Origin of the sequence: Paenibacillus sp. FSL H8-0548, assembly GCF_038630985.1 — a bacterium.
GTDB lineage: Bacteria > Bacillota > Bacilli > Paenibacillales > Paenibacillaceae > Pristimantibacillus.
Window position 1 is genome coordinate 5654424 of the sequence record NZ_CP152049.1, and the last position, 23029, is coordinate 5677452.

Annotated in this window: 11 protein-coding genes and 1 pseudogene; 2 read left to right on the forward strand and 10 right to left on the reverse strand. The window is 49.5% G+C overall.

Annotated elements, in window-relative coordinates:
* Positions 1–173 precede the first annotated feature (173 nt).
* From MHI37_RS24410 to MHI37_RS24435, 6 genes are all read right to left on the reverse strand, one after another.
* Positions 174–6692: a polysaccharide lyase family 8 super-sandwich domain-containing protein gene (locus MHI37_RS24410; protein ID WP_076339141.1), complete on the reverse strand. Its 6519-nt coding sequence runs from the start codon at positions 6690–6692 to the stop codon at positions 174–176.
* A gap of 580 nt (positions 6693–7272) precedes the next feature.
* Entirely contained in the window at positions 7273–8460 is a 1188-nt protein-coding gene (locus MHI37_RS24415; RefSeq protein WP_218638951.1) for an alpha/beta hydrolase, read from the reverse strand.
* Complete coding sequence (locus tag MHI37_RS24420; RefSeq protein ID WP_076339139.1) at positions 8457–10802, reverse strand: helix-turn-helix domain-containing protein; 2346 nt, start codon at positions 10800–10802, stop codon at positions 8457–8459. The genes MHI37_RS24415 and MHI37_RS24420 overlap by 4 nt, the downstream gene beginning before the upstream one ends.
* A 117-nt stretch (positions 10803–10919) precedes the next feature.
* Positions 10920–12500, reverse strand: a complete 1581-nt coding sequence (locus MHI37_RS24425; protein WP_076339138.1) for an extracellular solute-binding protein — start codon at positions 12498–12500, stop codon at positions 10920–10922.
* A gap of 118 nt (positions 12501–12618) precedes the next feature.
* Positions 12619–13473, reverse strand: a complete 855-nt coding sequence (locus tag MHI37_RS24430) for a carbohydrate ABC transporter permease (protein ID WP_076339153.1) — start codon at positions 13471–13473, stop codon at positions 12619–12621.
* Positions 13474–13481: 8 nt separating this feature from the next.
* On the reverse strand, positions 13482–14444 hold the full coding sequence (locus MHI37_RS24435) for an ABC transporter permease subunit (RefSeq protein ID WP_076339137.1): 963 nt from the start codon (positions 14442–14444) through the stop codon (positions 13482–13484).
* Positions 14445–14731: 287 nt separating this feature from the next.
* Here MHI37_RS24435 and MHI37_RS24440 point away from each other — a divergent pair, with 287 nt between their 5' ends.
* Complete coding sequence (locus MHI37_RS24440; protein WP_076339136.1) at positions 14732–15631, forward strand: AraC family transcriptional regulator; 900 nt, start codon at positions 14732–14734, stop codon at positions 15629–15631.
* Positions 15632–15807: 176 nt separating this feature from the next.
* Here MHI37_RS24440 and MHI37_RS24445 read toward each other — a convergent pair whose 3' ends face one another.
* From MHI37_RS24445 to MHI37_RS24460, 4 genes and pseudogenes are all read right to left on the reverse strand, one after another.
* Positions 15808–17520: a hypothetical protein gene (locus tag MHI37_RS24445; RefSeq protein WP_076339135.1), complete on the reverse strand. Its 1713-nt coding sequence runs from the start codon at positions 17518–17520 to the stop codon at positions 15808–15810.
* The gene (locus tag MHI37_RS24450) at positions 17486–18574 is read right to left on the reverse strand and encodes a glycoside hydrolase family 88 protein (RefSeq protein WP_256710672.1); all 1089 of its coding nucleotides are present in this window, start codon (positions 18572–18574) and stop codon (positions 17486–17488) included. Before MHI37_RS24450 ends, MHI37_RS24445 begins: the two co-directional genes overlap by 35 nt.
* 852 nt (positions 18575–19426) lie before the next feature.
* Positions 19427–20176, reverse strand: a pseudogene (locus tag MHI37_RS24455) (IS630 family transposase); the annotation flags it as partial.
* 741 nt (positions 20177–20917) lie between these two features.
* Entirely contained in the window at positions 20918–21955 is a 1038-nt protein-coding gene (locus MHI37_RS24460; protein WP_076339134.1) for a glycoside hydrolase family 88 protein, read from the reverse strand.
* A 165-nt stretch (positions 21956–22120) separates the two neighbouring features.
* Between MHI37_RS24460 and MHI37_RS24465 the strand changes: the two genes are divergently transcribed.
* Complete coding sequence (locus tag MHI37_RS24465; RefSeq protein ID WP_076339133.1) at positions 22121–22981, forward strand: AraC family transcriptional regulator; 861 nt, start codon at positions 22121–22123, stop codon at positions 22979–22981.
* Positions 22982–23029: the final 48 nt, after the last annotated feature.

Below are 23029 nucleotides of genomic sequence, written 5' to 3' on the forward strand. Positions count from 1 at the left end.
ATGTCCAAAAAAATCGGAACGCCCCCTCTAATCCATTGTTAGACCTTGACGGATGACTGCCATGTCAACATCACTCTATTGTTTTAAAAAAGGAGGCTATCCCTCAGGTCTTGTTAGACCTTTAGGGATAGCCTTATCATCTACTCTAGTTCTCTCTTATTCCTCATTCAGAATTAATCCCATTGTTGGAGCAAATTATAGATCGCCTGCGCGGTATCTGCGCGAGTCGCATAGGCAAGCGGGTTGAAATACTGTGCATTCTGGCCTTTCATAATGCCGACAGTTACAGCTTTGTCAACATGGGATTGCGCCCATGCTGATACATTCCCTCCATCGGCAAATGAGCCTAACTCCTTACTAACGACAATACTGCTTCCGGTATACCATTCATAAGCTCGAACCAGAAGCACCGCCAACTGCTCTCTTGTTAACCTTTCTTCGGGACCAAAGGTGCCATCGGAGTGTCCTTCGATCAGCCCCGCCGCGTGTGCAGATTGCACGCTATCGTGGAACCAGGCCTCAGCCGCCACATCTTCAAAGACGTTCTCCCCCAGAACCGCTGGCGGAATATTCAAGGCACGTACAAGCAGGGTCACAAAATCTGCCCGGGTCGCAACCTGCTTAGGCATAAAGCTCTCATCCGTTACGCCATATACCAGATGCTGCGAAGTCAGAACCTTCAGGCTCATATGCAGCCAATGCTCCTCAGAGACATCCTCGAAAGACTTATCATACTCCAGCACCGCGTATTGGCCGGGTCTGCTGATCTCAACCTCAGCTTCCTGAAGCAATACATTGTACTTGCCACGGATAAATGTCCATAATCCCTTCTGCTCATCATAACGGTATATGCCGATCAGCCTGTCGTCGACTTTATCTGCATCCACCTTCAATGTAAGCTTCAGCGGCTCCACAAAGCTTGCCACCTCCTTCGTTATCTCAGAAGTTCTGAAGGCTAGAGTCAGGTTGAATATAGGACTTCCAAGCCGTTGCTGACTTCCCAAATGTTGGTCCCCCGGTTGTTCCGTAGCGATTCCCACACTCAGCGCAAATTGGCCTGCGTCTTCTTCCTCCTCATTTGAAATACCCCATACGGTTGAGGGAATGGATAAGTGAAGACCTTTGGATTGTATGGACAATCTATGGCCTTGCAGCAGTTCGCCGACATTAGCCGGGAGCAACAGCTCCGTCTTGCCATTTTCCAGAACGATGTCTGAATTCTTGCTCACTGCTTGCTTCAATTGCTCGGCATTCAAAGCAAGAATATGTGGTTCAATCGGGACCACTGGTGAAGGCGGCGACGATGGATTATTGGAATCCGTCGACTGCTCAGGGTCTTGAACAGCAGGAATTATGATCTGCACCGACTGGCTGAGTGCCGAGCGATTACCTGCGTTATCCAAAGCTGCAACCGTATAGTTGTATGCGATGCCCGGCACAACATTCGTATCCAGAAATTCAACACCCGTTGTTGTAGCCCATTCCTCATCGTTTCGATAGACGGTATAACCTGCTATTTCAGAAACATCCTCTACAGCCTGCCAACTGAGCAGGATAGCCTGTTCATACACGGATCCGGTGACGTTTTGCGGTACCGTTGGCGAATTGACGGGCGGAATCCCAGCAATTCCATCATTCACCTGATCCGTCAATACTTTCAGTGCCGCGATGGATTGAATGATCGCTTCGTCGGCGGCCTCATGGCTTGCAAGCAGCTCTTCTGCTCTATGCATGCTCTCCAGCAACGACTCTCTTGGTTCCCACAAGTGATCAGGTGTGGCTGCTGGAATCCGGTTTATAGCCTCCACAGCTTTCATCATGGCTGCCTCCAGCGTCGCCGGAAGATCATATTCAATGATCAGCCGTGGCGGATTTGCTGTCGAATATACGGCTTCTTTCGTTGTTACCTGATAAAACAAATTTGGATTCTCATCTGTCATAGCTTTCTGGACGATGGCCATAGACACAATGCCACTAGCCAGATTTTCAGCAACGTAATTGGTAATGTCAAACTCCGTTTCCACCTGACCCCTGCCTGACGGAGTGGATTCAGCGAGTACATCCCCAATGTAATCCGGCATATCATTGTGTGTAACTCCCGTTTCCGACCAATTGCTGTCGGTTAAGGCCCGAATGGTTATAGGTGGAACAACCGCTGACGGGTTGCTGTCATTGACGCTTCCCTGAAAGACCAGTTTGACGTTTTTGACAACTTGGTCATTGTCACCAAGCACAAATCTCAGCAAACCGACCCTGTTTCCTCCCGCCCATGATGTATCTGTTTTGATAGGCAGCACTCCGGCATGGCCATGATTCTCCGATGTTCCAAATCGAATAGCCGTGTCTGCATCCGCAATAATCGTCAAGCTGTCCCGTACCTTTGATAATTGAAAGTTCTTTACGGCAATATCCAGTTGTCTGACGGCATCCGATTTTTCTGCTTCATTTAAATCCTCTTTTGAAGCGTAAGGGACGATTCCGGCAATCGCCGTTTCCAGCCTACTTTTTGCTGCAGGCGGGTATTGCCCGTATTCATATCCAATGAAGGCGCCGTTTAGTACATCCCGGGCAACTTGAATCGCATTTGCTACAATGATCTGTCTGGCTGCTAAATCCGGATCGATCGGAATAAAAACCTGCGCCGGTAGACTGAGTTCGGAAACATTGCCAGCAGCGTCTATCGCTTGAACGGTATAAGCATGCGTGGCGCCAAGCATAGGACTTACATCGCGATATCTCGTCGTCGCCACATCCACAAGCAGGACATCATCGCGATAAATGACATACTTGACTACCCCGACATTATCTGTCGATGCGCCCCAATTCAATTGAACCTCTGCTCCGCTAACGACTCCTGTCACATGTTGGGGCGTACCGGGCGGTTCCAGATCAGCCGATTGTCCGATGGTCAGGATGACCTGCTCACTGAGCTCCGAACGATTTCCCGCCGTGTCGATTGCTGCAATACTGTAGATATACTCCGAGTTGAACTGTACATCCGTATCCTGAAAATCCGTTGCCGCTGTTACAGCCAGTTCCACGCCATTTCGGTAGACGGCATATCCCGCTATTCCGAACATATCGGCGGAAGCCTGCCAGCTCAACAGCACCGTATTATCATTGGTCGCACCGCTCAGTCCTTGCGGTACTGTTGGGGGGATGGCAGCAAGAGCATCGTTTACTACTTCCGTTGCCGTCATTAAGGCTACGATAGCAGCGCGGACTTCTTCATCTTCCGCATTCTCCTGAATTAATAAAGCTTCTCCCGCAGTTATCTTTCCTTCCAGCTCAATTGTCTTGGCTTGCAGCTCAGCCGCGATCTCGGCAGGAATCCGTTCTATTGCCGCTTCGGCATTGGCCAATGCTCCCTCCAGCGTTTCATATTCGATTACCAGCCGGGGCGCTGTGGCCGCTCCGCCCTCCTTCGACCTGATTCTGTAGAGAGGACTCGTATTATCATTGTTAGGTGTGTTCGGCGCAATGATAGGAAGCAGAGGTACCTGGACGACAGCCATGGACACGATGCCATCGGATAATTGATCGGCAATGTATGAGGTAATGTCGAATTCGGTCTCCACCTGATTTTTGCTTGACGGGGTAGACTCAGCGACAACGGATTCACTGTACGCCGGCATCGAGCTGTACGTCATTCCCGTTTCCGACCAATCGTTCCCCGCCACACTCCGGATCGTTAACGGCGGCAGTGCCGTCGTAGTTTCTGCAATTCTGGTATGAATCGCCAGCTTGGCGCTCTTGACAACAGCTGCATTATCTCCAAGTACGAATCTTAGAAAAGCAACTCTCGTTCCGCCGAGCCATCCTGTGTTGTCCGTCTTAACGAAGATTTCCGCATCTATGCCCAGACCGGCGGAGTTATTAAATTGAACAGATGTATCCGCATCCACGGCGATCTGCAGACTGGTCCGCACCTCTGATGACTTAAATCGCTGGACCGCAATATCCAGAGCGCGAACAACCTCCGCTGTTTCCGAATCAGTCAAGTCGGTATCAATCGCAACCGGAGTCGCCAGAGCAATGGCTTCTTCCAGTTCGGTTTGGGCAGAAAACGGATATTGGCCGTTGCTATAACCAATCATCGACCCGTCTAGCAAATTCTGGGCAGCGTTGATGGCAAATTTCACAGCAACCTGTCTGGCTGCCAAGGCCACATCGTTATCAGCGAGAAATATGGCTTCCTCCTTGCCATTTCCAACTCCGGCAAACGCGATTTGGATGGACTTGCCCTTCAGCCCATTGACGTTGACGCCCAGCATAATTGTCGGCTGTAGGCTGATCACTTCAATTCGGGGATCCGCACTTGTCAAAGCCTCCGCGCTGTGATTGATCTCCAGCAGAATCGTTCCCGAATTGGATTGGGTTGGGTCTGAGACAGATACAGCCAGCTCGTCGCCTTGTTGGCGAATCATAACGGAAGCCTTTTTGTTTACCCGCAGCTTGTCGACTGCCGATACCTCATCTGTCCAGAAGTTTGCCGCTGTAATCACCAGTTCCTTTTCCCTCACAGCCTGGATTTTGTTCGAATTAGCGAGGACCTCAATATCCGGATTGCTGGCGTATGCCTCCGTATCCTGAACCGTTCGGGCAGGCAGAATGACATACTCGTAATGTTCACCGGTTATGTTTGCGCCATGGTCCTTCATAATGGACAAATAATTTTCCGTTATCTGAGGCTCTGTGGGATCTCCGTGAACGCTTATAGCATGGAGATTGCCGCTCCGGCTGTACCGGGCGACCTGCATCGTTTCTGGTTGTGGGAAATAATAGCCTCCCATGGCATCCAGATGCATCCACTGTGCATTCGATACCGTTCGCTCCAACGGACCCGCAGGCTGCTCCTCTCCGTCTATAACGAATAATTCATTGGCTTCCGGAGACAGCCTTCTGTTTTCTACAATCGTATGAATATTGGAGCCTTCGCTGCTGCTTATGTCCGCTCCCAGGGCAACAACCTCATCGTCAAACATAAACCATGACTTTTGGGCCATGAGCTCTTTTATCGCGGTGTTCGCATTGATACTCGAGTTGAGTACGCCCGATAATTGCATGCCGGCAATGCCATAGCTGCCAAGGTCTGTCCCACCCGTCCATGTCATGGGATTGTTGGCAATGAACGGCTTGGACATGTAAGGATGCTCATTCCACATATCCACACTGACACCGTTAATTTCAAGAGGACGCGGACGGCTATTGACCGTTGTCCCTGGAAGCTTGTCCGGATCCACGGTAAACCAGAAGTTGTCCGTAAATTGCAGCTTATCTTTGTCCGTGTACACGTATGTCATGCCATTGGCTATATTCCAGCCATTTTTGTATTCGCCGTTAGCCTCAAAGTTTTTGGTCCGCACAGAGTGCATCGCCAAGCCAATCGTGAAATCTTCATTGCGATGCACAACACGATCCATCCCGGGATATCTGAGATGTTCCGCGGTTCGAGTTGACACGGCAACAGAAGAATCCGTAAATATATCGTTGCTTAGCTTCAGCTCCAATATGGCAGAATAATTATTGTATTCATCAAGATTGATGCTGATCATCATACTCTTGACCATGGATTTGTAACGAGAGACATACTCCTCCGGAGCAAATGTGCTCATTTTGGCAACCGTGTTTATGAGATTGTAGGCGGATTGCTTCGACGCACTCTTCCGCGCAACAGCCCGCCCCTCCACCATCCCCATCCCGAGCCCATTTACAATAAACGGCTCATAAGCCTTCTCGGTCCACTCAAACACCCTTGACAGGTTAGGATCCGTTGGGTACCAGGGAGTTCCTTGCAAAACATAAAGCGTATTAACAATATCGGTTAATGAAGACATACCATATGATAGATTATAAGGATTCCAGGCGTGCTGCAAAAAGGAATAGTCCTCCTGCATGCCATCGCCAGACTCCACATACTCGAAGCTCTCGCTCAGCTTATCTCTTGCCTCTGCGATCTTTGCCGGGTTCCTGCTTAAAGCTCCGCTTAGCAAGACGCGGAATCCCTTCCATACTGCATTGGCTCCAACATTTTCACCGGAGGCCGCGGTAGGAGAATCATCAACGATAGTAGGAACATATCGATCAATCGAATTCATGTAATTCTGCAATTGAGCCTCACTAAGCCGGTCATACATCAGAACAGCGACGTTGTTAATTTTGCCGGGAATATCAATTTTCAGATACCACCAGTTCGCGCCGGAGAAGTCACGAGTCAAGTTATACCAATTGTCATAGAGGAAGTCCATTCCGCCTATAATCAGATCGGCAAGCTCATCTTTCTTATACCAGTCGGTTCCCGGCGTGGCATAGGTTCTGGCCATCACAACCAGACGGGAGTAGGAATAGGCAACGCTTTCAGTAGAACTTCCCGCAAACAGCTCCCCTTCTACCACGGCATTCGCCCCATATCGCAAATCCTCCCATAAATAGGTCCGATCAGCAGCGCTATTCATCGCATTCACATGCTGATCTGTAAGCGCATCCAATTGATCCAGTTTCTTGGCAATAACCGAATCTGGTTGATCGGAATCATAAGTTCCTTGCCCCGTGAGCAGCTCATATTGCTTTAGCCGAATCGACTCATAGCCAGATTCATATGCCTCCACTCCCGTGGCAGCCATAGCCGCCGGAGTAATGCTTAAATAGGTAGATAACAATACAAATACCAGAATAACAGGAATTTTTCTCATCTTGTCTTTCTTCCTCCTCTTAACATATTGATTACACAGGTCATGGTTCGTTTCCATCCGCAAAAGTCATTTAGAAAGGGCTTTCATTTTTCCTCCTTCGTTATACTGATGAGCCACGACGGTAATACATGTTTAGTATGGCATCGCTTCTGTGCGACAACAATAAACCATTCTGACTTTTCAGGATGAAATCGCTTTATTTTAAAAAATAAAAAATGATTACAAGCATATTCAAGCGCTACTATCAATGAACCAAAACGATTTTTATTGTTAAAAATGATTTTCATTGCATACTCGATAGGGTCGCACTGATTGCGTGGAGATGAATTTCCGATAAATCCAGATAACTCCCACAAATTCTGGAGCTTAGTCATCCAGTACTAATCGATGTGCGCTCCCAAACGCACAAAAACCAGATGAGAGCAAGCTCGCATCTGGTTGGTAATAAGGTGAAGCTTATAATAGATAATCATGACCGCAGCCGTCATCGAAGCTGAGCGTTGCCACTTTCGTGCGTACGTCCGGAAGCCGGTCCGACCTCATTACGTTTCTGCCCACGTCTGATCATTTCTCTTGTTTTCTAATGCTTCATTATAAATTCAACAACTATCGACGGATCCTCCAGGCTATGAGGATGATGACCGACCCCTGGCTTGACGATCAACTCCAGCTCGCCTCCGAGGCTGCGGTATTTCTCCGCCAGCAGAGCCCCATTCTCGGAGAGGGGAACCGGAACATCCGCATCTCCAGCCACGATGATGATCGGAATGCCTGCTGCGGCTACTGCTTCAATCTGATCCAGTGGAGATACGCGGGCGTTCGCGCTCTCTTCTTCGGACAAGCCATATATGGCCTTGCATTCCTCCCACTCGAACACGGCTCCAATTCCGTTACCCTTGCCGCCCGGCCAGCTGCGAATGTCCAGCACAGGCGCGTCCAGATACAGCGCGCGCACCTTGCCCGGATAGGCCGCCGCATAGTTGAAGCTGTACAGACCGCCACGGCTGAAGCCGAACAAAACGGTTCGGTCGGCAAGTCCGAACATCTCCGTCACAAAGGATTGGAACGCCCGCATCAGCAGGATAGCTCCTGGGCAGCCATACATATGGCTGAACCTACCATATGCGATCGCCCAGCCTCTATCCAGCAACGCCACATCGACGGACGGGAAATCATTAAAAAATTCAGCACGCCATATCCAAGGCCTTCCCGGAGCAGCCTCCCTCGGGAAGATGACGAAACCTTCCCTTCCTTGCAGCATGAAGTCGGCACGTTCATAACCCTGCCACGTTCCGCGGATCATGCCATCAAAGGGCTTCAACTGCAGCGTAACATTGAACAGCCCTCTTAGCAGTCCCTTGGCAACAGACCAATCGCGCTCTCCAGGCTCGGAAGAGATATCCAGCCTCATGATAAAGTCGGCTTCTCCTAGTGCAACAGACAGGCTGTCATCGACATCATGCTCCGTCAAGATGACGGCTTTAGCGCCAGCTTTGTGGATCATGCCCACCCCCTGAGGCAGCCGGACGCCTTCATCGTTCCCGCCAGCATATTGAATGACCCAATTACAATCCTCCGAATGCCCCTCCAATTCCTCGACACCCCGAACCCGTTTCATAACGATTTCATTTTCCTTATGGTGCTTGGAGAAGTATTCCTCCATCAGCCGGATCGCCTCACCATTCTCCCAAGGTCCTTGACCAAGGAAGGCAATGCTCAGCTTCTCGGGGATAACCGCATCCTTGCCGTACAATGGTTTCTTCATCATTCATTCTCCTCCTGTCTGATCTGGCGCTGGTACTCGTCGCGGAATTCCACTGGTGTCTTGCCTGTCTCCTGCTTGAACACCTTGGCAAAGGACTGCGCCGACATGTAGCCGATCCGTTGGGCGATATCTGCCACCTTCAAGCCGGACGACGCCAGCAGCTTCTTCGCGATGCGCATTCTTTCGAATTGAATATAGTTTTTGACCGTATCGCCCGTCTCGTCCTTGAATAGCTTGCGGAGATGGGACGAGCTGATATAGAATTGCTCGCTGAGACGCTCCAGCGTCAAATCATCCGCGATATGGCCGGTTACATACGCCTTGACCTCGTCGGTCAACTCTTTGTTCTTCGCACTGCGCTTATTCTCGAGATAAGCCAAAATCTGATCATATACCTTGCCTAGATAAACAACCATGCCGCGCATCGTTTCCTCGTTAAGCAGGTCGACATGCTTCGCCTCGCCCATCAATGAACCCAGCTCAAAGTCGGAATCCATCTCGTAGATGCACTTCACAGACGAGGAGAACAGCTGCAGGAAGAAACCCCGCACCACTTCCATATGCTCTGTCGCATGCTCCTGAATATATGCCTCGAAATCGGCGAAATGTGCGGCTACGGCGGCCGAGTCGCCCATCTTCAGTCCGCTCAGCAGCTTCTTCTCGATCGCGACGGGGTAAGCGATATGCTTGTCGCTTCGCTCCACGCTTTCATAGAGAATGATGTTCCCGTTCTCCAGAATAAGTCTATGGTCAGCCGCGGCCGACGCTTCGTAGAAGCTCTTCGGAATGTTCGCGATCCCCTTGTAAGGAGAACTAATTCCTGCCGTGAAACTGAACGGATAACGTTCATGGATAGAAGCATGCACATTCTTGGCAACAGCATAAGCCAATTCCTTCACCTCAGAGGCAGCAAGAATCGCCGGATAGTTCATCACCCAGACCAGCTGGTTCGTCTCGGCCTCCACGATAAAGCTGTTCTCATGCAGCAGCAAATCGTTCTCCAGTGTATCCAAAATTCCAAGAAACAGCTCGTTACGTGCCTTCTCTGTATGCTCACCACAATACTTCCCATAGTCGTCCATAGAGAGCAACCCGGTCACCACATATCCCTCCGGGTCGAAGCGCAGACCATAATAAGTCAGCTTCTCCAGCGTGTTCGAGGCCTCATTCTCCGCCTCTGACAGCAGCGAAGCCAGAAATTTTTTCCGGCTGTATGCTTCATATTCGCCCATCATCAGCTCCAGTCGACGATTCCGATCCAAAATACGGCTCACATTTCGTTCGATCTGCGTCACTTCCTTGAGAGATCCGCCCGGCTTGCCGCCTTCTTCCATTTCACTGTTTTTCAGCAACTGCAGCATCCGTTTGAGCGGATCGAAGATGCGCTTGGAGAACAGCAGCGACACCGCCAGTCCGAGCAAAATTACGAATACGCTTACAATAAGCGCTGTCCTTAACCAAATTTTAATTTTCGCCGTAATGACATCCATAGGAACGGTATAAATATACGTCCAGCCGTACTTCTCTGAGCTGACGTAAGAAACCAGCGTTTCCGCACCATCGATTTCCTTCTCATAGGAATCCACAGGAACCTCAGCGGGGAACGACATATATTCCGAAGCATGGCGCACGTTCGCGCTTGTGCCTGCATTCTGCGTAATAACGTTGCCGGCGGCATCCGCAACAAGAATAACCGCGTCCGGGTTCGTTTTAATGGAATCAATCACTTCCTGCAAGTAGAAGCCCTTAATGTTAATTACGACGTAAGCCATCGGCAGCGATGTATTATAGTAGATCGGAATCGCCTTCACCATCGTAATTACAAAGCGGTTGTCCTCCGAACCTGCGGACAGCATGCGCGTGTTCACATCATTTGTGTCAACGGCTTTAGATGTAAGTTCCTCCGCAAACGTTCGGTCGTCGAAGTCTTCGATTGGAACAGGCCCTTGCCTGGATGAAAGCACAAATCGGTCGCGGTGGTAATAAATATAAGCGGATTCAATATAATCGTTGGTCGACAGCACATCGTCAAGACGGTTCTGAAGCTTCTGCAGCGTAATCATGTCCCCCCGGTAGTAATAATCCATATAGGAGGCATAGAATGAATCCAAAAATATATTGCCCATCGACTTGTCAACTTCAGACAGAACGAGCTCTTGCGCGTTGCGAAGCAGATTCAGAGAGTTGCTGTTGCTCGTAACGGCCTCCTCCTTCATGAAGGCGGAAGCGTAATAATAGAGCGAACCGCCGAGAAGGACGGTAACCAGAAAGGCTAATCCAACGAAATAAAGGAAGTATTCTGCAAAGTTGCTAGACAGGAATTTCTCGTATTTCTTGGCCTTCATCGCGATCCCCCGTCATAATGTCATGCGTGAACAGCGAAGCAGGATAGTAATGTAATCCATCGCTATCCTGCCTGCTTGTTCTATTATAACCTATACGTATCTCCGTGTAATCGCGGATTATACGCCGGCTTTGTAAGATGTTCCTTTGAGCTCGTTATACGCTTTTGTACGAGATTCGTGGATCGCTTTACCACCTTTATTCTTCCAGTTGTCCACGTATTGATCCCAGTTGCTGAGCGACTCGACACCCGTCACGAACTTGATGAACATCTCGTCCTCATACTTCTCGAGGTCCGGTCCGTATGTCTTCTGGTCGTCCGTCATCGGCACCCCGAAGAAGACATCCTCGTATAGATTATATTCTCTTGCCGCATAGATGAAGCGATTGTTCTCCTGCTGAACCGGATCTGTGGAAGATTGTGCAATTTTATCCATTATGTCATTGCGGTTGATAATCTGAGCCAGCGGGTCCAGCCATTTCTCTTCCATCGCCTTGTTGCCAGCTTCGGTGCGGCCTTCCAGCACATCGTTATAATGCTCGCCCTTGATGCCGTAGTTCGCAAGCTCCCAGCCTTCATCCGTCGCCACGTAATCCAGAAACTTAATGGCTGCGACCGGATCCTTCGCCTTGGCGGAGATGTTGATTGTACCGTTAATGGAGCCACGCGATTCGAGGCCGCTTTGTCCGGTCGGCCCCACGATTGCGGGAACAATCGGATCCCAGACCATTGCCGGATTGATTTCATTCATTTTCAGGTTCACCTTAAGCACTTGCGGCGCGATGGACCACCATGCTGTGAACGTGCCTGCTTTGCTCTGAACGAGCTTCTGATTCGCTTGATCTCCCTTGATGATGAAGAGCTCGGGATCGATCAACTTCTGATCCCACAGACCTTTGATATACGTAATGGCCTCCTTATATTCACTTGCGATCTGAGACGGATAGATCGTATCGTCCTTCAGATAGCTCTGGCGGATATTACCAGAGTCAAACGGCATGATACCGAACGCGCCGAAGATCATCGTAAAGTCGCCTTTCCAGTTGCCCGTCGCGCCTAAGCCGTAGGTGTCATCCTGACCGTTCTTATCCGGGTCATTCTTCGTGAATTGCTTCAGCACCTCTTCATATTGTTCCAGATTCGTCGGAGGCTGTAGTCCAAGCGTATCTAACCAATCCTGACGTACAACCGGCACGATCTTGGCCGGCACGTTCACGTATGGAATAGCCAGTTGCTTGCCCTTATATTTCACCAAGTCCCACATATCTTTGGAAATCAGCTTTTTCAAATTCGGAGCATGCTCCTCGATCAAATCAGTGACCTCCAGAAATAGGCCATTGTCCGCATACTTCTGGAACTCAAAATTGGGCAACTTGCTGATGTCCGGGATAGAGGCAGATGCCGCCATCAGATTATATTTGTTCATAATTTCGCCGGCTGGTATCATATTGACGTCCAAATCCGTGTTCGTCTGCCTCTCCAGCTCTACGATTGCAGGATTATCAGCCTTCCATACCCTTCCTCCATCCTGCTGCACAATACTCAGCTTAACTGGTGCAGCCGGTTTCTCTGTGCTTGGACTGTTTGTAGCCGACGAATTGCTGCCCCCGTTGCCGTTTCCGCCTGATGCACAGCCTGCCAGGATAGCGATGGCGCAGATAATGCTTGCCGTCTTTGCGAATGTCTTTCTGTTACTCACGAAACATTCCCCTCTCGCATTCATTTTATTATTATAACCCCGAAGGACTACAACCGGATATAAAGTGTGCCAAGCCTGTTACCGTACGAACCATAAACCCATGTATGAGCAGCGCCAGTTAACCCTTGACCGCTCCCACGATCATCCCCTGGACAAAATAACGCTGCAGGAACGGATACACGCTAATGATCGGCAACGAAGTCAGGATAACCGTCGCCGCACGCACGGTCTCAACCGGAGGCGGCAGCGCATCACCGTCGATCTCGCTGATGGCGCCTGAAGTGTACATCCTTCTTAGCAGCACCTGAAGCGTGGACAGCTTCTCATCGTTGATGTAGATAATGACATTAATATATTCGTTCCAGTGGCCGACGCCGTAGAACAGGGCAAGCGTAGCCATGATGGGCAGTGACAGGGGAAGCATAATCCGCCAGAGCACGCCGTATTCGGAGCTGCCATCGATCTTGGCCGATTCACGCAGCTCCTTCGGAATCGATTGGAAGAAGTTGCGCATGAGGATAAGCAGCCATGCGCTGATCGCTCCCGGTAAAAGCAGTGCCCACACCGTGTTGACCATTCCAAGCCCTTTAATAACCAGATAGGACGGAATGAGGCCGCCGCTGAAAAACATCGTGACCAGCACAAACATCATGAGCGGATTGCGGCCCGGCATATCCTTGACTGACAGGACGTAGGCGCCCAACGTGGTCATAATGAGGTTAATCGCTGTACCGACGACCGTAATGAAAATCGTCATCATGTAAGCGTCGGATAACCCTGCATGGCGGAATATATATCGGTATCCGTCTAGATTAATCGACTTCGGATACAGCATCATGCCGTTGCTCTTGACGACCTCGTCCATGCTAGACAAGGACACGAAGAGCAGGTTCAGTATCGGATACAGCGTCGTGACGCTGAGCAGCAGTAAGAATATGAGAATAAGCACATCGACGATACCTTTTTTCTGCATGACTTCGTTCACCACAAACCACCGTCCTCGTCAAGCTTTTTCGCAAGCCAGTTGGCAATCAATACGATCATGACAGCAATAATGGAGCGGAACAGACCGACAGCCGTTGCGTAGCTGAAGTTATTGGCCCCAAGTAAACCGACACGATACACGTAATAATCGATAACCTCCGCGACCGGAGATACCATCGGATTCATCATCACGACAACTTGCTCGAAGCTGACGGAAAGGATGTTGCCGAGGGCCAGCAGCAGCATAATGCTGACGATGGTCTGAATCCCTGGAATGGTGACATACCACAATCTGTGCCAGCGACTCGCCCCATCAATGGAGGCCGCTTCATACAGATCGGTGTCGATACGGGTCAGCGCCGCCAAGTAGATGATTGCGCTCCAACCTATTTCCTTCCAGACCGAGCTTCCTACAAATATGCTGCGGAAGTACGATGGATCGCCGAGGAATGGAATCCGCTCTCCGCCGAAAGCACTTATAATGGAGTTAATGATGCCGACGTCGGAGAGGAAGTTGTATGCAATCGCATACACGACGACCCACGACAGAAAATGCGGCAGATAGGATATCGTCTGGATGAGTCGCTTCACCTTCCTGAATCTCATCTCATAGACCAGCAAAGCGAACAAAATCGGCGCAGGAAAACCAAACAATAGCCGATAGAACGCAAGCAGAATCGTGTTTTTGAATACGACCCAGAAATCGCCGTTCTGCAGGAACCGCTCGAAATGCTGCCAGCCCACCCATTGGCTTCCGAAAATTCCGTCCAGGAAATTGTAGTTTTTGAAGGCGATGATCAACCCAGCCATCGGTGCATAGCTGAAAATCAGATAATACGCGAGCACCGGCAGAAACAGGATGTACAAAGGGACGAACGGCCTGAGCTTTGACCAGCCACGCCGCCGGCCCCGGCCCGTCGTCGCAAGGAGCTCGCCTTCTTGAACAGTAAGGGGTTTCATGTTGTCTCTCTCCTTCTTGCATAGATTAATTCGAAGCTGCTTGCATCTCTATGTTGCGTATGCGGTTTCGATGGTTTCATTATTGCATCTGCTTTCCCCCATTCGGTAGCTTCCGAATTGATTTTTCAGTTTGAAAACGCTTCACTTGAAGTGTTCAAACTGATTTTTTCGCTTCAAACCGATTTGATGCATGCGTTTGCAACTCAGATTTGATGCGATTTTCACTATTCGGGGAGGGAGCATGCTATGATGGAGCCAGCATTTCTGTATGAGCAAGGAGGGCTTTCATGTCGAGCAAAGCAAACGGACGGCGACAACGATCCGCAACCGATGAATTTACGAACCTTTTCCTCGCCAATTATCCTATTCACTGCGAGTTACGCTCGGGGGCGCTTCACCAGAAACCCCTTCACCGCCATAACGGCTACGAAATCTATCTATGCTTGGGCGGGAACGGTACCTATCTCGTCGAGGATAGACTGTATCCGTTGCATGCAGGCACACTGACCATCATTCCTCCCCATATACTGCATCATCCCTTCTCGAAGCCGGGGACCGAATTACGGAGATGCGTTCTCGCCGTTAGCGAAGAGTACTTGGAGCTACTGACCGGAGCTTGTCCTTCTTCGTCCAGAGATATCACGGCTCTGCTCACCGGCGGCTCCGCGGGCAGCCACTATTTCTTGTCTGCCGCGCAACTAGAGCAAGCCCGTACGCTAACAGATTCGCTGGAGCGCGCCATGACATCAGAGAAGCTGCTGGGCGAGCTAAAAACGTTGACTCGCTTCGCGGAGCTGCTTCTGCTCATCGGCAGCTTGCGAGAAGCTCCGCTCTCGCAAGGGAATGGAGGCAGTGCAGACGAGCGGTTGATCGGAGACGTGATTGCCTATCTCGCCAGCTCCTATCGCGAGGAGCTTCGAATTGAAGATCTGTTGACCCGCTTTCCCGTATCCCGGTCGCGCCTGCTTCGCCTGTTCAAGGATACAACCGGCTATTCCATCATTCAGTTTCTAACCGAATATCGGATGAATAAGGCGAAATGCCTGCTCACGGATACCGACCTTCCCATATCCGAGGTAGCGGCGCAGGCGGGCTTCGGCGACCTGTCCCACTTCTTTCATTTGTTCCGCAGGACGAACAGGCTTACGCCCAAGCAATATCGCGGGCAAGCACAGACACGGCAGTAGACAGGTGCGCCGCTTGTTCGACCTGAGAGGAAAATAGGCAACCATGCGGCGCAAACAGCGCAGCCCGGTTGCCTATTTTCCTCTTCCACTCCGAACGGCGAAGAGCTATCGGATAGTACAGCTTGGAGACAGGAGTGAAATCGCGTAATGCTGAGTATGGGGATTTACCGATGAGCCTATAGCACTGATGATAAACGAATTTGCTTCTCCGGGATACGTACTTCATTGCTTCGGTAATGCTCCAGCGTCTGGCTCGGCACGACGGATAACGATACGGAGATGCATTCGCCTTGCGTCTCCAAAGCCGCCTCTACCCGATCACCCTTCTGCGAGATGGTGGCCTCGGGAAGGCGACCACCTCCGTCATGAATGCTGAGCTGGAACAGCCACGCCGCTTCCTTTACCTTATGAAAGTCGAACTCCTGCTCCTCTCCGGCATAAATGACGTAGTCCAGATGCAGCTCATCGCCACCATCCTGCTTCCTACTGACTTGAATTTTCGGCTCACCGAAGTCGGAACGAGTAAGCAGCGGACGAATAGCCAGCGTCTCCTCCCCAAGCGGAAGAATTAATCTATTGCCATCCTCCAGGGTGGGCAGCGAAAGCTCTTCCGTCTCTCCCCCTACCGTGAACCGGATTCGCAGATCGCTCGCGCGGAAGTGCCCGTCGATACGATCCAGATCGGAATGCCAAGCTCCGTTGTCCGTCAGCAGATTAAAGCCAAAGACGACGTCCGTCCGGACTTGAGCGCCCGCATACATGGCTGAGCAGAAGTCTGCTCCGTCCTTGAGGAACTGCAGCTGCACATAGACTGTCTTTCCTCCAACGTTCAACAAAGCGAGCAGGTTGCGACGCTGGTTCCACATGACGCCCTTGCTGAAGGTACCTAGCGACACACCCTCGTTCTGATACAGAGTCGCATATACCTGATAGCCCGCTTGCTCCTCCAGCAGAGTTGGCTCAGAGAAGCTTCGCGGCCCGCTCGAAGCAAACAATGGGCGATGCTTCTTCGGACAACGGATATTTTCACCAAATTCGAACGTCTCGTCCAGCAGCGCTTCCGCCAGAAATTGTCGATCACCCGGCTGCAGCAGCGTCGAGTAAGTCCGGCTATGCGGCCCGCTCCACTCCTCCGTGCCCGAATGGTAGTGCTCCCCCGCCATTTGCCATGCGAGATCCATTAATTCATCTGCATAGGCAACGGCCTCCTGCTGAGACGAATAAGCAAAGATGCTGTAAAGCTCCCTAATCGCGATTGGCGTGTAGCAAGGGCTGTTATATTCCGAGAACGTGCCGATGCCGAACGTAAAGTCGTAGAATCGTTTAAGACGGGCCAATCCGTAAACACGGAATTCCGCTTGACCCAGCAACTCGCCTCCTACTAGCGTCACGAACGCTCCCATGATTGCAATGTTCGTATAATGAGGTCCGACGTTCCGTCTGATGATCGCGCGGCAGGCATGGGCAATCGCCTCACGAATGCTCTCCGCAATCTCCGGCTCCAGCTTGTTCCCGTGCTTAATCAACGTCAGAATCAGTCTTTTGCCGTGAAAATCAGCCATATTCCAATCTGGACAATCCATCTCGGGGAGCGGCTCCTCAAAGAAGTAAGACCATATCCCATACGTCTCCGATGCCGGATCACGATCCTGCAGCGATACGACCAGTCGCAAGATGCGATTGGCTCTCTGAATACCCGCAGGCTCTCCCTCTTCCAACAGATGATAGGCATATCCGGAAGATGCTAGCAAACCATATACTTCCGGCGTCTTCTGGCTCTTGAGCGCCGTATGGTACGTCGCCGTTAGCGGTATGCGCACCAGATGCAGCTCCTCCTCGAACGCCTCTGTCTCCTTACGGATAAGCTCCAGCAGTTCCTCCCGATTCATGATCGACCTCTCCTCTCCGAATTGCTTCCCCCAACAGCATAATAGTCAGACCTTGGCCATATAACGTCGGATAGACGGGGATGCCATTGTACGCCTCTACCGATTCCATTACTGGAGTTCCCCCGGAGACACCCCCTACCATGCCGTCTTCTCCAATGTAAAGACGAATGGCCAACAATGCCTTTCTTGCCGCAGTCTCAAAGCTTTCATCAGCTGGCAGCAGCCCAGACTCCAATCCTTTCCAGATACCGTAGGCAATGCCTGCGCTGCCCGAAACTTCCCTGTAATAGGAAGATTCGTTCATTACTGTACTCCACAGACCCTCACTTTGCTGGAATGACACGAGACTCGTCATCAACCGTAGATAACGTTCATGCAATTCCTGTGAAATATCCGCTAGCCGGGCGATCTCTTCCACGACCATCGGAACGCCAGCTGCTATCCACGCGTTCGCTCGCGTCCAACGGGCCGCAGACATATGATCGGCCGTGCTGCAGTTCCAACCGTGGAACAAGACGCCGGCGTCGCGATCCTCCAGCAGACGCAGATGGAGCAGCACCTGATGCTGCGCCTCCTCGGCGTATGCTGAATTCCCCAGAAGCTTCGCTGCCCTTGCCAGAAACAGCACAGCCATAAACACCGTATCTGCCCAAACCTGCTCCGAGAATTCCACATTTTCGGTAACTGTATGTTCAAAAGCGCCTTCTCTCGTTCGCGGCGCGTACAGAACCAGCCATTGCGCCACCCGCGACGTCTCTTCCTTGAGCCATTCATCGCCTGACTCCCGGTATAATTCCGGAAAAATCGCGTAAGGAGCGATGGAGTTAATGACAGGCTCCTGCTCGGCCTTTTCCTTATTCTGCCGAACCCAATTCAAGAGATACTCCTTCACTTCTTGGCTCCGAACAGCTTCGGCATAATCAAGCAAGGCAATAACTCCAACACCCGGCACCCAATCCCATTTGTTGATATCCATGCCCCAGTTCCCCAAGTGATCCATCTTCATCTGCAACCATATCCGTTCCGCCTGCCCTTCAATTAACAACAACCCCACACCTTTCGCTTCTTGATAAGGTCATCATACCAGCCTGCGGCTCCTTCTCTCTTGGGGCTGCGTCTACAAAAAGTGGGGAATCGTCCTCTCGTCCCACTTTATAAAAGGGACATAGCTATCACATAGAATTCTACTGATCTGTCCCTAGGAAACGCATAGGACTGAAGTACTGCAAGCTGCCGATGCAACTTATTGGGAGGAGAATAGCGGATCTCCTGTCCTCATCCGAGATAGCAGCAAACAGCCTGGATCACTATCTCTCTGGAGAAGCTGCTCTGGAACGGCCTTCCCGCCGTCAAAACAAGGCGATGATCTTAAGAACATTTAGATTTTCGCCCTGCTTTCGTTTTGACGTCATCCAGTGCTAATATGAAATCCAGTGTATTTTGCGCATGTTACATCGATTCAGTTTCCGAGGATGATTCTTTTGCAAGGGATACGGCTCAATTAGGTCATCATAGCCAATCACACGCTGGCCATAATGACTTTAAAAAAAGAATTCCTCATGAGGAAATACCCTGGCTTCCATTTACATAATAAAGGAGTTGATCGACCGGCTTTGTGTAACTTTATAAACGGATATGCTGGATTGGCTTCATTAGGTCTTGCAGAAGATTCTGTAATAAGAGAAATCCTTCGCACTAAATACCCCCAGTTTCTTATGTATAACGCCTATATCTTACTCAATGGATTCCGCTAAAACAACCGTGTGCAACTGAATACAGTTATTACATCAGTACTCAAGACTCATTTCGACTAACGGGCTTGCTTCGCCGCAGCAGTCGCACAACTGAACCATATGAGGCCTCTCTTCTTTACACAAGCAGCTAGACACACTGCAAATGGAATAGTTGGCCTTTTCATTATTTCATCCATAAACTGCCCAACGTTCTTGCGAATTTCAGAAACAGCATGATACAACACGTTGTTGATCACATCGGATTTCAGCCATTTCCAGAGTCCATCGACAAGGTGAGCTGAGGGCTGTAAGGAGGCAAAAAAACCAGTTCGAGCCATCCGTTCATTTCTTCCAGAAACGGATGCAGTAACTTTGTATGATGAATACGGGCGTTATCCAAAATCATGACGATTTTACCGTCTCGATACACGGAAACTACCTTTTGAAGAAAATGCAAAAAGGTCTCCGCGGTATACTGCTCGTCTTCTTACCAGACCAATTGACCGGTTTCATAATCCAACGTGGCGAGTAACTTCACTCCGAAATGTTTGCCCGTGGTTTTAATGATGCGCTGTTTTCCCCGTAGAAACTATGTTTTTTGAATGGCCTGGTAGTCGCGAATCATCGATTCATCCTTGAATAGCAAGTAGCTATCTTCTTCATTCAAGAGTCTTTTTTTAATGGGGAAAAGTGTTTTCTGAAAACTCGCGTTCAATAAAAGCGGCAATGAATTCAAGCTTCCAGTTATGACGAACAGTGAAGCCCACCTCATGTGGGACTTAATGGATGATGGTTTGTATCAACTTGTCCTGTTGTTCTTCTGTTATTCGGGTTGGCGCGCCGGACGAATACTTCATTTGTAAAGCCGATAATCCGCCAGTTTGATAGCGTTCATACATGTGGCGTTCCTTTACATGTTTCATCGCTTCTTTCAATTCATTTAATACGGTTTGGTTTTCCTTCTTCGTCCCTGCCTTGTTCGAGTTATTTTCTTTCTTATTCGAGATGCAGGTCGCGATTTCCTTACCATACTTTTCTAAAACTTTAGTTTAACTTATATAGTTGGATTGGTTCATTTATGAAATAGCGCAATAGGACGAGGCTACGTTGTAGTCTATACAACACAATCGACGTTACTCGCCTGACTCGACACGAACACTGCAGTTTGTGCAATAGTATGCCTAGTCTAGAGCGATATTCGTTGGTTTGGAGCTAATTCTACTGCAGTATTACATTGTAGCCGTCTGGAACAGCTCTCATGTGAGGTTTCTATTGTACGAAGTGCAGTGTAGGCTGCTTCTCCTTAAACTAGCGAGGACTTTAGTGCATGATATAGGAAATTTATGTACGCAGCTAACGATGCTGCAAAGTTAGCTGCGCATTGGAGTCTGATTATAAGTTGAATTTAAAAATGGAGTTTCAGCTAGCGAGACGAGCGTTTCTCCATAAACGAAGTGTTCCCCAAGGAAATCAAAGACTCCGGTTGCAACCGTGGCCCTAAAGAATGATTTGCTCGCGCATCGCCCAATACGTAAATTTCTAGTTCAACTTATATATTCTTTTTTTATTGGAAATCGTATTCGATAGATGCTGCGATTTTACCTTGTGTATTTCTAATCTTTTGGAAAGAACGTAGCATGTTCTAATCGTAAGGATCTTTTTTCCTATATGTTACTGACAACTTCCTTATTCTGAAGCAGGGCTACCAAATAGGCCAATGTCAAGCCTTGGCCCCAGCCTTGAACTCTCTTCTTGGATATGACTTTATAATCATCTGAACTATACATTACCGCCGTACCTGCAGATACATTGCGGACCGAACCATCTTCATCTATGTTTGCCAAAATGCCTTCATAAGCTTTGGCCATATAATTTTGATGCAGAGGGTGCGCATAGGAAACCAGTGCGGCAGCAATACCGGCGGAAGCTGAGGTTTCCTCATAGGAAGTATCATCATTCAATACTGTATGCCACAGCCCGTTTGGTGATTGCAGCCTGACCAGAGAAGTTAGTTGATCGCCGAGTGCACCACCGATCTGCATCCACATTGGCATAAAGGGATTCAGCATTTTATAGGCTTGTGCCATCGTGTAGGCGGCCCATGCATTGGCTCTGCCCCAGTAAATACCGGACAGATGATCTTTCCTTACATTATCCCAGGCATGATAGAACAAATTCGTTTTCGTGTCCTGCAAATATTCTTCATGCCAGTAAAATTGATTGAGCGCATCGTCAATGTATTCTTTATTGTCTAGTTTAAATCCAAGGCGAAGCAGGAAATAGGCTGCCATGAACAACGTATCCGCCCAAGCTTGCTCTGGAAAATCATTTTGGGAGGATACGGTATGTTGGAATACACCTTCCCCGAATCGAATAGCTTCCTTCCGTAAATATTCGGCTTTCATCAGGGCCAGATCAAGATATTTCGAGTCTCCTGTAGCTTCATGCAGCGTCAGCATGGTATGGCCCATAGCACAAGCATTGACCATCATTGGCGGCAGCCCAAGTTCCAAATATTCGTCCACCCATTTGACTAGAAAATCGATGTACTCTTGATTCCCCGTCACTTCCCATGCTTTGCAAATCCCGTAAAAAGCTACCCCGCAAGACCAATTCCAAGTGAAATCCATATTCATTGTTCTGCGGACTACACGGTCTATAAGCTCCTTTACTTCATCTTCGTTGCATTCAAATTTACGCATGGCATCTATTCCTCCGTATATTTTGCATTATGAAACTTATATTACTTTACCCAAGATTAACATGAAAATAGGAGTGGTTTCTCCGTATTTACGCACAACTATTCACTAAACTCCGTAAATATTGATATAATATATACAGTCTATTGTCAGTGAAAGGAGCTCCATATGACTGTTCAATCGCTTCCTAACCTGCTTCACTTCGGCTCGATAGACGAACCCTTGTGGATCGAGTTCGACCGGAGAATCGGCCATCATTCTATGACTAACACCCACTACCATAAATCGTACGAAATCTATTATCTATACAGCGGGGAAAGGAACTTCTTTATCGGGGATTCGGTCCATCATATCCTCCCTGGTGATATGGTGCTCATCGACTCCAACATCGTGCACAAAACGTCAGGGCTCAGCATCCCCAATCACGAACGGGTCGTCCTCCATTTTGGTCAACCCTTCTTTAATGGAATTTCGCCGGAGGATACAGATCTGCTTCTAGCTCCCTTCACCGATGGCCATCCGCTGATCAGACTTAATCTGCAGGAGAGGATGCACGTGGAAGAGCTGCTTAGCTCTCTGCTTACCGAACTTAACGAATGCCCCCTAGGCTATCAACTGCACATCCGGAACATGGCTATTGAATTAATGCTGTTCACAGCTCGCCACATTCTGAAGCGTAAATCTTTGCCTGATATTGAACTTACACCAGTCCAGCAGAAGGTGACGGATATTATCCGCCACATTAATCTGAACTACAGGGAACCGCTGCATCTGGACGATATTTCCAAGCATTTTTTTATTAGTAAGGGCCACTTGTGCCGCGTATTCAAGGAGGTCACCGGCTTCGGCTTTACCCAGTACATCAATATTACTCGGGTAAAAGAGGCCGAAAATCTCCTGCGCGGAACAAGTTGGAGTGTTACTCAGGTGTCGGAACAGTGTGGGTTTGAGAACTTTTCCCACTTCGGCAGAGTGTTCAAAAAGCTGTCTGGCCTGTCCCCCCGTGCCTATCGGAAACAGGAAAAGTGAGGTCAATCAGCCAGTTTTCGACGATACCCAAAAATGTATGTCTACTAA